The sequence below is a fragment of the Pantoea sp. K16 genome (assembly GCF_048452805.1).
GTDB lineage: Bacteria > Pseudomonadota > Gammaproteobacteria > Enterobacterales > Enterobacteriaceae > Pantoea > Pantoea agglomerans.
The window spans coordinates 36,767-50,487 of the sequence record NZ_JBLWNV010000013.1; the positions used below are offsets into that span (position 1 = coordinate 36,767).

Sequence of the window (13,721 nt, forward strand, 5' to 3'; positions counted from 1 at the left end):
CATCCGGCGATCCCGTGCTGAGCACGGCGGGATCGCCGGAAAGGATCAGTTCATCACCTCGACCAGAATCAGCGGGCACTTTCTGACTTTGCAGGCCTGACTGTAGGCCAGCGAGCAGACCGAGCAGAGATCGCGCACGTCAGACTGGTACTCATACTCCATGAAATAGCGGAACTGGCCGCCCGCCGAATCTGTTCTCCAGAATCGCTGCGGCTCCAGAATTTCATCCAGTTGCCTGAATGTCAGGGCTGACGGGTTGTGAAACCCGACTCTTACGCGGTATGTAGTCATGCACCGATTATTGGCATCCCGGTCCCTGGCCGCCAGTTGGTTATTGTTTTCAGTTCAATAGCTGGCGCTTATCAACCCGCTTCGCCTGGTGCGGCAGGCTGTTCTGCCAGCAGCGCCAGCAGGTGCAGTACTGCTTTTGACGGGTGAAGCCGACGCCAGGCAAAGGCAACATCCGTAAATAGCGTGTTGTTTTCGATATCGCAGAAGCTGACCCCGGGGTTATCGACGCAGCGCATCGACTCCGGCACCAGCGCAATCCCGCAGCCCGCCGCCACCATGCCCAGCGACGTAGTGATCTGCGGAGCCTGCTGAAAAGTGTGGCGCGAAAAGCCCGCCCGCAGACAGGCAGTGACAATCAACTCATACAGGCTGGGCGAGACGTCGCGCGGGAAGATCACCAGGGTTTCTCCCGCCAGCGCGGATAGTGCCACGGTGGGTGTGCCGCTGAGGGGATGGCAGCGCGGCAGCGCAATCAGCATCTTTTCGGTGGAGATGACACGCAGATTAAACGCCTTGCTGCTTTCACACGGCAGCCGGATAAAAGCGGCATCCAGTAATCCTTCCTGTAAATCCTGCATCAGCAAAGACATATTCTCTTCGCGGGTCAGCAGCTCCATCGCCGGATAACGTTCTTTAAACTGGCGGATCAGTGTGAAGATGCGTGGATTAAACGCCACCGAGCTGGCAAAGCCCAGCGACAGCTGACCACTGATCCCCCGCGCAATACCGCGTGCGTTCTCCAGCGCCTGATCGGCCAGTTGCACAATCTGCCGGGCATCCGCCAGAAACGCTTCGCCCGCTTCGGTGAGTTCCACTCCGCGCGTCAGGCGCTTCAGCAACGGTGTGCCAATTTCCTGCTCCAGCCGCAGTATCTGCTGACTCAGCGGCGGCTGCGATATGCCCAGTATCTCGGCGGCACGAGTGAAGTGAAGCGTCTCGGCTACGGCAACAAAATAACGCAGATGGCGAAGTTCCATATCAAAAACGTCTCAAAGTTAACAGGTTTCGCTATTGGACCCACCGACTGAATCGGTTCACCATTAGGTTAACACGGCTTAACGGTTAATCGATGAGGCATCAAATGAGCAATTGTGTAACTGATTGTTCCTGTGAGGATCAACTAAAACATACTGTCCTGACGCTTTCACAGGATGCACCAGAAAGCGTTATCTATCAGACCTCTTTAATGAGTGCGCTGCTGAGCGGCGTTTACGACGGCAATGTCCGTATTGCCGACCTGCTGCGTAAAGGGGATTTCGGCCTGGGTACCTTTAACCGGCTGGATGGCGAAATGATCGCGTTTGATAGCAAGGTCTATCAGCTGCACGCCGACGGCAGCGCGCACCCGGCCGATCCGGCGCAGAAAACTCCGTTCGCCGTGATGACCTTTTTTAAACCGCAGCATCTGTATGAATTTGACCGGCCGATGTCGCGTGAGGCGATCCATCAGGTGATCGACAACGAAATCACCTCCGATAACCAGTTCTGCGCGCTGCGCATCAGCGGTCGTTTCAGTCGCGTCGAGACCCGCACCGTGCCATGCCAGTGTCGTCCCTATCGCTCAATGCCGGAAGTGCTGGGCGATCAGCCGACCTTTGCCTTCAGCCAGCGCGCGGGCGAACTGATCGGATTCCGTACGCCGCAATATATGCAGGGCATTAACGTTGCGGGCTATCACGAACATTTTATTACCGACGACCGCGAAGGCGGCGGCCACATTCTCGATTATGCGCTGGAACAGGGCACCCTGACCTTTGGTGCCATCAGCAAGCTGGTCGTGGATTTGCCGCAGGATAGCGATTTTCTCAATGCCGACCTGAACCCCGCCAATCTTGACGCCGCGATTCGTGCGGTAGAAAGCTAATCAGAGGAATGACGATGAAAACTCCAACCGATACCACACTCTGGACCTGTGGCGCTGACCTGGTGGTGGCGCAACTTGAGGCACAGGGCGTCCGCCACGTCTTTGGCATTCCTGGCGCAAAAATTGATAAAGTCTTCGACTCACTGCTGGATTCCTCCATCCAGACCATCCCGGTTCGCCACGAAGCTAACGCTGCATTTATGGCCGCCGCAGTGGGCCGCCTTACCGGCAATGCGGGCGTGGCGCTGGTCACCTCCGGGCCGGGCTGCTCCAACCTGATCACCGGCATGGCCACCGCCACCAGCGAAGGCGATCCGGTGGTGGCTATCGGCGGTCAGGTGAAGCGCTCCGACAGCGCCAAGCAGGTTCATCAGAGCATGGACACGGTTTCAATGTTTCGCCCAATCACTAAATATGCGGTTGAGGTCACCGACCCCGCTGCACTTTCTGAATGCCTGTCGAATGCGTTTCGCCACGCCGAACATGGCCGGGGCGGCGGTGCCTTTATCAGCCTGCCACAGGATATTGTCGATCAGCCGGTTACCGGCAAAGCGTTGAGCAGCAAAGGCCGCCCTGTACTGGGCGCCGCACCTGACTCAATGATCGACGCCGTCAGCGAAGCTATCGCCGGGGCTAAAAATCCGGTCATCCTATTGGGATTAATGGCGAGCCAGACAGAGAACAGCGAAGCGATTCATGAGCTGCTGACACGCAGTCACATTCCGGTCACCAGCACCTATCAGGCAGCAGGAGCGGTCAGACAGGATCACTTCTCACGCTTCGCCGGACGTGTCGGGCTGTTTAACAACCAGGCGGGCGACCGACTGCTGCAACAGGCTGACCTGATCGTCACCATCGGCTACAGCCCGGTGGAATATGAACCGGCGATGTGGAACAGCGGTAACGCCACACTGATTCATATCGACGTAATACCCGCTGAGACCGACAACCGCTATCTGCCGGACGCAGAACTGGTGGGTGATATCGCGGCCACGGTGCGTAAACTCGCCGCGCGCATCACTGCCCCACTCCAGCTGACCCCGGAAGCCGCCACCATCCTTGAGGATCGTCAGCAGCAGCGCAAATTGCTGGCGATGCAGGGTGCCAGCCTCAATCAGTTTGCTCTGCATCCGCTGCGCATTGTCCGCGCCATGCAGGACATTATTAACAGTGACGTCAGCCTTACCGTCGATATGGGCAGCTTCCACATCTGGATCGCCCGCTATCTCTACAGCTTCCGCGCCCGTCAGATCATGATCTCCAACGGTCAGCAGACGATGGGTGTGGCCCTGCCGTGGGCGATTGGTGCCTGGCTGGTCGAGCCACAGCGCAAAGTGGTTTCAGTTTCCGGCGATGGTGGTTTCCTGCAATCCAGCATGGAGCTGGAAACTGCCGTCCGCTTAAAAGCCAACATTCTGCACATCGTCTGGGTCGATAACGCCTACAACATGGTGGCGATGCAGGAAGAGAAAAAATATCACCGCGTCTCGGGCGTCAATTTTGGGCCGGTCGATTTCAAAGCCTATGCCGAAGCGTTTGGGGCAGCGGGCTTTGCGGTGACCAGTGCGGCAGAGCTGGAGCCGACGCTGCGTAAAGCGATGGATGTTCAGGGGCCCGCCGTGGTCGCGGTGCCGGTCGATTACACCGACAACCCGCTGCTGATGGGGCAGCTGCATCTGAGCCAGCTTCTTTAATTTCTCAAAAAGGAAATCATGATGAAAAACAGAGTGGCATTTGTGACCGGCGCAGGCCAGGGCATTGGTGAAGCGATCGCCCTGCGTCTGGCGAAAGATGGACTGGCGGTTGCAGTAGCCGATTTTAATCAGGAGACCGCACGCCAGGTCGCGGAGAAGATCAACCAGCAGGGTGGCAAAGCGATTGCGCTGAAAGTCGATGTCTCGCAGCGTGATCAGGTGATGGAAGCGGTAGAAGAGGCGCGCCGCACGCTGGGCGGCTTTGACGTCATCGTCAATAATGCCGGTATTGCGCCCTCCACGCCGATTGCTGAGATCACCGAAGCGGTGGTCGACAAGGTCTACAACGTCAATGTCAAAGGAGTGATCTGGGGCATGCAGGCCGCGATTAAAGCGTTTGCTGCAGAAGGTCACGGCGGCAAAATTATCAACGCCTGTTCTCAGGCGGGTCATGTCGGTAATCCGGAGCTGGCGGTTTACAGCTCCAGTAAGTTTGCCGTGCGCGGCCTGACGCAGACCGCTGCGCGCGATCTGGCACCTGCCGGCATCACGGTTAACGCCTTCTGCCCTGGCATTGTCAGAACACCGATGTGGGAAGAGATCGACCGCCAGATCTCTGAAGCAGCCGGCAAGCCCGTCGGTTACGGCACCGAGGAATTTGCGAAACGCATTACGCTGGGACGTCTTTCTGAACCGGAAGATGTGGCTGCCTGCGTCGCCTACCTGGCCAGTCCCGATTCCGATTACATGACCGGTCAGTCGCTGTTGATTGATGGCGGCATGGTGTTTAACTGATCTTCGTTCGCCTGCTGCGTTATCGCGTGGCAGGCGTTTTTCCTGACCGGGTTGAACCGTTAATTTTTTTTATCTGAAAAGCGGTTAACCATCAGCCTCTTGACCGTCTGGCCCCGTATTTCCTGCCTTTTTGTCGCCACAGAGATTAAAGCTGCTTATCACCCTGCCGATAAAACAGAGACTCCTCTCCCTGTTCGAAGCGACCATGTTAACGATCAACCATAACGAAACCGCCGCGATTACGAACAAAACGCGGTACAGCACTGACTCTGTTCTGGGACGAACGGTTGAACGGTTATCATCAGGGATGAGAATTAACAGTGCCAAAGATGACGCGGCAGGTCAGGCGATTGCCAACCGCATGACGGCCAATATCAACGCCGATGCGGTGGTAGCGCGTGGCCTCAATGACGCCATCAGCTATTCCCAGACCGCCAGTGGCGGCCTTGGCAGTATCGTCGATCTGCTGATCCAGGCGCGCACCCTGTCGGTCCAGGCAGCCAACGGCACGCTGTCGGACGCCGATCGACAGAGCATCAACGGCCAGTATCAGCAGATTATGGCAGGCATCAATGAAGTGGCAGACCATACCGAGATTTTTGGCCGCTATCCGCTGGCGACGAATAATCCCGATCTTCCCCCTGCGAAACTGGGTAACGTTGACCCTATCAACACGAAGTTTCCGGTGCCCGGCAAGAATTACTCCTTCACCTCGGGCGTGATTCCGCTGGCCTATATCCCGGCAGGCTCGACGGCGATAAGCATCACCATCGACTCACTGGGTATGGATGACGATCTCCAGCTCTTTACCCGCGACGGTAAACACCTGGTCGGTACACCACTGGACGGCAGTGCGCCTGATTACACCTGGGCCAGCAAAAGCATCACTAATTCGGCTACCGCGGATAGTCGCCTGCTGACCAGCAGTAACGGATTTGCCAGCGGTGCGGCTTATGACAGCTCGCAGTTGCTGGAGGGCGGCCCGAGCTGGACGCTGGCGGGCAGTAACAGCAGCACCTACAACGGTATGAACATCACTTACAGCGGTGACGGCGATCGCTATGAGGATGTCGCCAGCGGCGATTTCAACAACGGCACCATCACCAGTAACCGGCTTGAGCGCATCACGCTGGATACCGTCAGCGAGGATTTGATTGTGGTGGTGGTGGGCAATGGCTCCTTCACCGGTAATCTGACCTGGGGAAATCTGCCGGAACCCAAAGGTGTGCCTGCGACGCCGCCGAAGAAGAGCGAACCTATGGAGGTGGTCACCAGCGCCGATTACGGTCAGCCGATCCAGTCGGATACTATTCCGGCAACGCCATCGGATACCAAAACGCTGGGGCTGAACAACACAACGCTGCTTACAGAGGGCGATATCTCAACCACCATGAAGGCACTGGATAGCGCGCTCGAGAAGATCAGCGGTTATCAGTCGATCTATGGCGCAAAGATCAACCGTTACGAGTCCAACCGTAATGTGTTATCGCAGCAGGGTGTGGATACCTCAGCGGCTCGCAGCCGCATACAGGATGCGGACTATGCTGAAGAAGCAAGCCAGCTGGCACGCAGCCAGATTATTCAGCAGGGCCAGACTGCCGTCAGCAAAATGGCGAATAAAACCCCTGAAATGATTATTCAGCTGTTAGGCAGCTAATAACGTTAACCGGCTGAGCATCAAGGCTCAGCCGGTTACCCTGTTTCTCCACCACTCTACTACCCGCCTGATTCAGCCTCAGATGGCCCGAAACCCCGGTTACACTTCGACACCCTTTGATCTCAGTCACACAATCTCGTTTAAGAACCGTTTAAAGATGATCATGATCACCCTTCTTTGTTAAAGAAATGCTAAATACTGACAACTATTTATTATCATCTTTGAATGCAGGGTTAATTAAAACAACAGGTTAATCATTACCACGCTAAGTAATTACCTGAATTCTCCTGCCGGTATGTAACTTTTTCATTACTTTTCCGCCATTGCGAGGGCTGTTAATTTGCTGACGATACTGGGTTTTTCCATGGTTGTTTGCTTCATGTATCTGATCATGACCAAACGCATGTCAGCCTTGATTGCGCTGATCCTGATACCAACCATATTTGCGCTGATTGGCGGTTTTTACGCAGGTCTGGGTGCCATGATGCTGGACGGCGTCAAAAAGCTGGCCCCTACCGGCGTGATGCTGACCTTCTCCATTCTCTATTTCGGTCTGATGATCGATGCCGGATTGTTTGACCCACTGGTGCGCTTTATTCTTCGGATGGTGCGCGGTGACCCCCTGAAAGTGCTGGTCGGAACGGCGGTACTAACGCTGCTGGTTTCTCTGGATGGTGACAGCTCTACCACTTACATGATTGCCATTGCCGCATTCCTGCCGCTCTATCACCGGCTGGGCATGAACGTGCTGATGATGACCTGTCTGGTGAACCTTGCCAGCGGCATCATGAACCTCTCCCCCTGGGGTGGCCCGACAGCCCGTGCCGCGGCGGCACTGCGCATTGACGCCCTCGACATCTTTATTCCGATGCTGCCAGCCATGCTGCTGGCCTGTGCCAGCCTGGTGGCGATGGCGGTGCTGTTTGGCCTGCGTGAGCGTAAGCGCCTTGGCGTGATGACCATGAAAGATCATCATCTCGACAACATTGAGCTGGGGCTGGGCGATGCCGAAGAGTGCGCAGCCAATCGCCGTCCGAAAATGTTCTGGCCTAACTTCATCCTGACCACCGTGCTGCTGGTGCTGCTGGTGATTGGTTTAATGCCGATTCAGATCCTGTTTATGCTGGCGTTTGCGATTGCGGTGATGCTCAACTATCCCACGCTGGAGGAGCAGAAAGCCCGCATCAGCTCCCATGCCGGTAACGTGCTGGCGGTGACCGCATTAATTTTTGCCGCCGGTATTTTCACCGGCATCCTCTCCGGCACCGGCATGGTTGACGCCATGGCGAAGAGCCTGCTGGCTGTGATCCCGCCCAGCTTCGGCCCTTTCCTGGCGGTGTTCACCGCGCTGGTCAGTCTGCCGTTTACCTTCTTTATGTCGAATGATGCCTTTTACTTCGGCATTCTGCCGGTTATCGCCCAGACGGCGGCCAGCTACGGCATTACCGCAGAAGAGATTGCCCGCGCTTCTATTGTCGGCCAGCCATTCCACCTGCTGAGTCCGCTGGTGCCGTCAGTCTACCTGCTGGTGGGTCTGGCGAAAGTCGACATCGGCGACCACCAGCGCTTTGCAATTAAGTGGGGGATTCTGGTCAGTCTGGTGCTGATGGCGGGCGGTCTGCTGACCGGTGCTTTCCCGCTGTTCCACACCTGATAATCCTCTGCTTTATGGCGGATAACCGGCAATTTTTCCCGGTTATCCGCTTCACCGCTCCGCCTACTGCGTCATCCCTCTCTACACTCTATAGCCAGGCTGATGTGCTACGCGCCGGACAGGCCGTAGCCTCTCAGAGATATCCCCATTGCCCCTATGGAGGCCCGATGAAAATTCACCACCTTAACTGTGGCTGTATGTGTCCGCTGGGCGGCGCGTTCTATGATGGATTCAGTAAAGGCCTGAAAGCACATCTGGTCTGTCACTGTCTGTTGATTGAGACGGATCGCGACGGGCTGGTGCTGGTGGATACCGGCTTTGGTCGTCAGGATATCCATGCGCCCGGCAGCCGCCTGTCCGGCTTTTTCCGCGCATTAAACAATATTCAGCGCCGCGATGAACTGACCGCACTGTCACAGTTTACGTCACTGGGTTTCCGGGCTGAGGATGTGCGGCATATTATTCTGACCCATCTCGACTTTGATCATGCTGGCGGACTGACCGATTTTCCGCAGGCGCGAATCCATCTGTTGCAGCAGGAGGTTGATACCGCGCATCAGCGTCATAGCTGGCTGTCACGGGAACGTTACCGGCCCGGACAATGGGGTGGGATCAGCAACTGGGAGACCTATCAGCCGCAGGGAGAAAAGTGGTTTGGTTTTGAGGCGGTTAATCGCCTGCGTGACTTACCGCCGGAGATTTTACTGGTGCCGCTGGCGGGCCATACGCCGGGTCACGCGGGTATCGCGATTCAGCAACCCGATGGCTGGCTGCTGCACGGCGGCGATGCCTGGTTTTACCGCGGCGAAATGCGGCAGCAGACGCGACACTGCACGCCGGGACTGCGCTTTTACCAGTGGATGATGGGCATGGATAACGTGGCCAGACGACACAATCAGCAGCGACTGCGTGAGCTCTCCTGCCAGCGCGGCGGCGAAATCACCTTTTTTTGCAGTCACGACGCCCGTGAGCTGGATGCGTTACAGGTTAATGCGCCGCTGCGCTGATGAGAAAATACCCGTATTCACTGATTCGAGCAGCATGGTGACCGGATGAAAACTCAGGGTTATGGTTTGTCAGGCGCCTGTTACTTTGTCGCTTTCGCGATTTCATATCCAGTCTTCTCACTTAAGCTTCCTTGTCATAGCTTATCATTGTACAATGATTTGTATTACTTACTACGGAGGTACTATGAGAGCAATCAGTTACAGCGAAGCCCGACAGAATCTGTCTGCCACTATGGTTCAGACAGTTGAAGATAAAGCGCCGGTATTGATCACTCGCCAGAACGGTGAATCCTGCGTGCTGATGTCGCTTGAGGAATATAACTCACTGGAAGAGACGGCATACCTGCTGCGGTCACCTAAAAATGCGCGCAGGTTGATGGATTCTATCGAAAGCCTGCAAAGCGGTAACGGGACTGACAGGGATATTATTGAGTGAAACTAACCTGGTCCGCAGAAGCCTGGGAAGATTATCTCTACTGGCAGGATGCCGATAAAAAAACCGTTAAAAAGATAAACGAGCTGCTCAAAGATGCCAGCAGGACGCCTTTTGAAGGCAAAGGAAAACCCGAGCCGTTAAAGCATAATCTTGCAGGTTTCTGGTCACGCAGAATCACGGCAGAACATCGGCTGGTGTACGCTGTCAGCGGGGATGCTCTATTGATTGCCTCATGCCGTTATCATTACTGACGGGCTCAGGAGCTTGCGCCTGAGCCCTTACAATGCACCAGTTTCAGCGGCGTAATCATCCACCGCAATCCGGATCGCCCGCCCTCTTTTTCAGCTGTGCGGAAAGCCAGGGCGCAGTCAGACTCTCTGCAGATGCGCTGACCTCTTCCGGTGAGCCGGAGGAGACAACCCTTCCTCCTTTAAGACCCGAGCCGGGACCCAGATCAATCACCCAGTCCGCCTCTGCCACTATGCGCATGTTGTGTTCCGCCATAATTACGGTATGACCACGCTTTACCAGTTCATCCAGCACTACCAGCAGCTTATCCATGTCAGACGGGTGCAATCCTGTTGAAGGTTCATCAAGCAGATAAAGCGTGGGCGTACGCTGGACCCGCTGCAGCTCCCAGGCAAGCTTGATACGCTGGCACTCGCCGCCAGAGAGTTCAGTGGCGGGCTGACCCAGCGTCAGATATCCCAGCCCCAGCGACGTTAGTGCCTTAAGCGAACGCTGGATCCCGTCATGCCCATGAAACACCTCAGTGGCGTCGTCCACGGTCAGATCAAGCACATCCGCTATCGTCAGGTTGTTCCACTTTACCTCCAGCGTTTCGGGGTTATAACGGCTTCCCGCGCAGACGGAACAGGTTGCGGTAGCGCTCGGCATGAAGAGCAGCTCAATCGAAATCTGTCCCTGCCCTTCACAGGCAGGACAGCGTCCGGCTGGCAGATTAAAGGAAAACCGGCTGGCGCTGAAGCCTTTGGCTTTCGCCGCGTCGGTGTCTGCAAACAGCCTGCGGACGATATCGAAAAATCCGGTGTAAGTGGCCAGATTTGAGCGTGGTGTCCGGCCGATAGGACGCTGATCGATTCTGACCAATCGGCCGATGGCGTCACTTCCGCTGACAACCTGACCTTTAACGTCCGGCACCAGATCCTCTTCCTCGCCCTCCTCGATGTCAGGCGTTTTGTCAAAACGTCCGAGCATTTCCGGAAGCACGCGATTCAGCAGCGTCGATTTTCCGGAGCCGGACACGCCAGTGACGGCCGTCATTCTCCCCAGTGGGATGGCGATATCCACTCCGGCAATATTGTTGCAATAGACCTGTTCAAAGCAGAGCCAGCTCTCTGCGGGCCGGCGCTGGCGCAGCCCGGTATAGTTTCGTGAGAAAAGATAGCCCGAGGTGGGTGACGCACTGACTTCTTCAAGCCCTGCTGGTTCGCCGTTATAGACGATCTCGCCGCCATGCGTTCCCGGGCCGGGGCCGACCTCAATGAGCCAGTCCGCCTCGGCGATGAGGTCAATATTATGTTCGACGACCACCAGCGAATTACCGGCACGCACCAGGTTCTTCAGGGATGCGAGCAGCGATTTGACATCATCGGGATGCAGCCCGGCTGACGGCTCATCCAGCACATAAAGCACGCCAAACAGCCGCGATATCAGCTGGGTGGCCAGACGTACGCGCTGCAGCTCGCCGGATGAGAGTACGGTGGTGCGGCGTCCCGGCGCCAGATGACCAAGACCCAGCGTTTCCAGCTGCTCAAGCCGCATACAGATATCCGACGCCATCCGGATGACCGCCTCACGCAGTGCCGCCTCTGCCGGCAGGTCCGGTGATGCGCCACGCGCATAAGGCTTCAGCAGTTCAGCGAGCTCAGAGACCGACAGCTCACTCAGGCTGGCAATGTCATGACCGGCAAAGGTCACGGACAGCGCATCCCGGTTTAGCCTTTTACCGTGGCATTCAGAACAGGGAGTGACCGTCACAAAGCGCGCCAGCCGTTTCTTCGTCGTCTCGCTGCCACCCGAATAACTCTGCAGCACGATTTTTGCTGCACTGGTGTACGTGCCGGTATAAGCCGGCTCTTCGCCCGCCGCCAGCGCGTTTTCGCGCTGCTCAGCATTCAGACCGACAAAAATCGGCACCGATGGCTGTTCGTCAGTCAGCAGTATCCACTGCTGGTCGCGGGCTGAAAGCGTATTCCAGGGCGCATCGACATCGTAGCCGAGCGTCTCAAGGATGCTGCGCAGATTTTTGTTATGCCAGCCTCTGGGCCAGGAAGCGATAGCCCCCTGGCGGATGCTCAGTGAGCTATCCGGCACCATCGACTCGGTTTTAACGGTGTGCACTCTTCCCAGTCCCTGGCAATGCGGACAGGCACCTTCAGGATTGTTAGGCGAGAAAAAATCGGCGGTCATAAAGGGAACGCCTTCAGGCCTTACGCCCGCACGGGAAAACAGCAGACGCAGTGTGACAGAAATTCGGGTGAGGCTGCCCACCGTTGAACGCTCCTGCGCGCCAGCCCGGCTCTGCTGAAGCGCCACCGCGGGTGGAAGTCCGTCAATATTATCCACATCCGGCGCAGCAGCCTGATCGATCAGACGACGGGCATGTGGCGACACCGACTCGATAAACCGGCGCTGGGCTTCCGCATAGAGGGTATCAAAGGCGAGGGACGATTTACCGGAGCCTGAAACCCCGGTGAACACCACCATGGCGTTGCGGGGAAATCGCAGCGAAACATCTTTGAGATTATGTGTTTTTGCACCCTGTACCGAGATATAAGGATCAATGTGCTCATCAGCGCGGTAATGATCGGCGTTGCGTTGTTCTGTCATGATTTCCCTGATTGATAATGCACGGCAGATTCACGATCGCCTGCCGTTAATGACTAAAAATTGCAGATTCTAATCCGGCGTTCAGGCTATCCGGCCCGTTTGGGGATAGAAACAACAGCAAGGGTAGTCAGGGATCGCGGTCTGCACAACGCGAGGGGGGTTCATCGCTTCGTGGCAGCACAGACTGGTAAGCAGCATGTACAGGAAGCCTTCTTATCTCTTAAGAAAACCCTGGAGCAAACTTAAATAAGGCAAAGCCGTCACTAGCAAATCGCTTATGTGACTCTAATGTAGATTCCTGTGGTATCGATAAATGCAGGTCTATGTAAGGTATGGATATAGACAATGGGAAATGTTTAATACCCCAGGAACCTTTCTATAACCTTTATCTCTCTATGGCCAGGTATGCACCCCAGAGTGCCTGATGACGCCCCGCTCCCGTTATTCAGCGCGCTGACGGCATAAAAAATCATTTAAGACATAAGGATAGCGAAACCATGCCCATTTCTGAAATGATGCCGCGAGTGCCTGTAGGGAGATGAGGTGAAATTACCGTTTTTTATTATCCTGTCCCAGACCGTCAGGTTGTCAAGCATGAACGCGCGAGGTATTGTTTAAAAAGCATCAGGATGATGAATGAAGTGAACTTGTGGGAGCTGGCAGTGGATACGACTGAAGAACTCAATAACACCTATTTCTACGCAGGTAGACCGAACCTCACCGCTGGTAAGCTCTTTTTCATGATTTTCTGTGAAGAAGTCGCTGAACAGCTGGGCATTGATGACTTCGGAGCGATCGTGGCCATCCTGTCTGGACGTAATGTCCTGACTACCCGCACCAAACCGCGCGATGCTCTCAAAGGTACCTCCTATGCCTCACGGGCAGCACGCAGAGTATTCCCTAACGCCAAGTTTCCTTTCGGCATACAGCTCCCCACCATCGTAGGGGGATACCCGCCCCGGACCGCGCGTATCCTTTTTACGCATAAGCTCAGCACCTTTGTTGGTCGGGCGATACCCGTCGTGGGCTGGGTGATTCTGGCAAGAGACGTTGCCGATATCAGTTTCAATTCGGTCAGACTGTACAATGCCATCGCTCGCGGGGAGGATAAGTTATGGTAGATGACACACAGGCACGCGTAATGGCACTCATTGAGCCGTGGAACGGCCGATCGCTGCTTACGTTCCGGAAAAAAACACTCACGCCAGAGATGTCGCTTAATCAGGACATGAAGCTTGACCCGGAGGACGCTGCGGAATGCCTTCAGAACGTCTTCGATGCGTTTGGAATGGATTCTGATCTGGTGACTTTCAGCCTCTACTATCCAAAAAACCCGCGCGAGGCCATCCCTCTTACTATCGGGATGGTAATCGAGTCAGCCCGTGCCAGGCGATGGTGCTATGACTGATATGACCTGCTCCCCGTTGATTAGTACACCCCGATGTTAGTAATGTCTTCATAAGCCACATG

13 protein-coding genes are annotated in these 13,721 nt (G+C 55.8%); 10 read left to right on the forward strand and 3 right to left on the reverse strand.

Annotation, left to right across the window (positions count from 1 at the left end; genetic code table 11):
• Positions 1-45: 45 nt before the first annotated feature.
• Both ACK13D_RS17175 and ACK13D_RS17180 read right to left on the reverse strand, forming a co-directional pair.
• Positions 46-291 carry a hypothetical protein gene (locus tag ACK13D_RS17175; RefSeq protein ID WP_010256845.1) on the reverse strand — a complete coding sequence of 82 codons (246 nt, stop codon included), beginning with the start codon at positions 289-291 and terminating at the stop codon, positions 46-48.
• 71 nt (positions 292-362) lie between these two features.
• Positions 363-1,268, reverse strand: a complete 906-nt coding sequence (locus ACK13D_RS17180; RefSeq protein ID WP_022624205.1) for a LysR family transcriptional regulator — start codon at positions 1,266-1,268, stop codon at positions 363-365.
• A 104-nt stretch (positions 1,269-1,372) separates the two neighbouring features.
• Between ACK13D_RS17180 and budA the strand changes: the two genes are divergently transcribed.
• From budA to ACK13D_RS17220, 8 genes are all read left to right on the forward strand, one after another.
• Complete coding sequence (gene budA, locus ACK13D_RS17185; RefSeq protein ID WP_033781025.1) at positions 1,373-2,155, forward strand: acetolactate decarboxylase; 783 nt, start codon at positions 1,373-1,375, stop codon at positions 2,153-2,155.
• A 14-nt stretch (positions 2,156-2,169) separates the two neighbouring features.
• Complete coding sequence (alsS, locus tag ACK13D_RS17190) at positions 2,170-3,849, forward strand: acetolactate synthase AlsS (RefSeq protein WP_010256852.1); 1,680 nt, start codon at positions 2,170-2,172, stop codon at positions 3,847-3,849.
• A gap of 21 nt (positions 3,850-3,870) precedes the next feature.
• Positions 3,871-4,644 (forward strand): (S)-acetoin forming diacetyl reductase, encoded by a 774-nt coding sequence (locus ACK13D_RS17195; protein WP_022624207.1) that lies wholly within the window; start codon positions 3,871-3,873, stop codon positions 4,642-4,644.
• 205 nt (positions 4,645-4,849) lie between these two features.
• On the forward strand, positions 4,850-6,301 hold the full coding sequence (locus tag ACK13D_RS17200; RefSeq protein ID WP_072000552.1) for a flagellin N-terminal helical domain-containing protein: 1,452 nt from the start codon (positions 4,850-4,852) through the stop codon (positions 6,299-6,301).
• Between the two features lie 340 nt (positions 6,302-6,641).
• The gene (locus ACK13D_RS17205; protein WP_031292261.1) at positions 6,642-7,955 is read left to right on the forward strand and encodes a CitMHS family transporter; all 1,314 of its coding nucleotides are present in this window, start codon (positions 6,642-6,644) and stop codon (positions 7,953-7,955) included.
• Between the two features lie 167 nt (positions 7,956-8,122).
• Entirely contained in the window at positions 8,123-8,962 is an 840-nt protein-coding gene (locus tag ACK13D_RS17210; protein WP_045139830.1) for an MBL fold metallo-hydrolase, read from the forward strand.
• A 184-nt stretch (positions 8,963-9,146) separates the two neighbouring features.
• Positions 9,147-9,398 carry a YoeB-YefM toxin-antitoxin system antitoxin YefM gene (yefM, locus tag ACK13D_RS17215; RefSeq protein ID WP_010256861.1) on the forward strand — a complete coding sequence of 84 codons (252 nt, stop codon included), beginning with the start codon at positions 9,147-9,149 and terminating at the stop codon, positions 9,396-9,398.
• Positions 9,395-9,649 (forward strand): Txe/YoeB family addiction module toxin, encoded by a 255-nt coding sequence (locus ACK13D_RS17220; RefSeq protein ID WP_010256862.1) that lies wholly within the window; start codon positions 9,395-9,397, stop codon positions 9,647-9,649. The genes yefM and ACK13D_RS17220 overlap by 4 nt, the downstream gene beginning before the upstream one ends.
• Before the next feature lie 55 nt (positions 9,650-9,704).
• On the opposite strand, the gene ACK13D_RS17225 is transcribed toward ACK13D_RS17220, so the two are convergent.
• Positions 9,705-12,251 carry an excinuclease ABC subunit A gene (locus ACK13D_RS17225; RefSeq protein WP_418796941.1) on the reverse strand — a complete coding sequence of 849 codons (2,547 nt, stop codon included), beginning with the start codon at positions 12,249-12,251 and terminating at the stop codon, positions 9,705-9,707.
• A gap of 662 nt (positions 12,252-12,913) precedes the next feature.
• Between ACK13D_RS17225 and ACK13D_RS17230 the strand changes: the two genes are divergently transcribed.
• Together ACK13D_RS17230 and ACK13D_RS17235 are read left to right on the forward strand one after the other, a co-directional pair.
• Positions 12,914-13,372 carry an STM2901 family protein gene (locus tag ACK13D_RS17230; RefSeq protein ID WP_418796966.1) on the forward strand — a complete coding sequence of 153 codons (459 nt, stop codon included), beginning with the start codon at positions 12,914-12,916 and terminating at the stop codon, positions 13,370-13,372.
• Entirely contained in the window at positions 13,366-13,659 is a 294-nt protein-coding gene (locus tag ACK13D_RS17235) for a DUF1493 family protein (RefSeq protein WP_022624214.1), read from the forward strand. The genes ACK13D_RS17230 and ACK13D_RS17235 overlap by 7 nt, the downstream gene beginning before the upstream one ends.
• Positions 13,660-13,721: the final 62 nt, after the last annotated feature.

Bases quoted from the DNA above. Each gene is read 5' to 3' on its own strand.
- yefM (WP_010256861.1), top strand. From the start codon at position 9,147: ATGAGAGCAATCAGTTACAGCGAAGCCCGACAGAATCTGTCTGCCACT.
- ACK13D_RS17180 (WP_022624205.1), bottom strand. From the start codon at position 1,268: ATGGAACTTCGCCATCTGCGTTATTTTGTTGCCGTAGCCGAGACGCTT.
- budA (WP_033781025.1), top strand. From the start codon at position 1,373: ATGAGCAATTGTGTAACTGATTGTTCCTGTGAGGATCAACTAAAACAT.
- alsS (WP_010256852.1), top strand. From the start codon at position 2,170: ATGAAAACTCCAACCGATACCACACTCTGGACCTGTGGCGCTGACCTG.
- ACK13D_RS17235 (WP_022624214.1), top strand. From the start codon at position 13,366: ATGGTAGATGACACACAGGCACGCGTAATGGCACTCATTGAGCCGTGG.
- ACK13D_RS17175 (WP_010256845.1), bottom strand. From the start codon at position 291: ATGACTACATACCGCGTAAGAGTCGGGTTTCACAACCCGTCAGCCCTG.
- ACK13D_RS17200 (WP_072000552.1), top strand. From the start codon at position 4,850: ATGTTAACGATCAACCATAACGAAACCGCCGCGATTACGAACAAAACG.
- ACK13D_RS17210 (WP_045139830.1), top strand. From the start codon at position 8,123: ATGAAAATTCACCACCTTAACTGTGGCTGTATGTGTCCGCTGGGCGGC.
- ACK13D_RS17225 (WP_418796941.1), bottom strand. From the start codon at position 12,251: ATGACAGAACAACGCAACGCCGATCATTACCGCGCTGATGAGCACATT.
- ACK13D_RS17195 (WP_022624207.1), top strand. From the start codon at position 3,871: ATGAAAAACAGAGTGGCATTTGTGACCGGCGCAGGCCAGGGCATTGGT.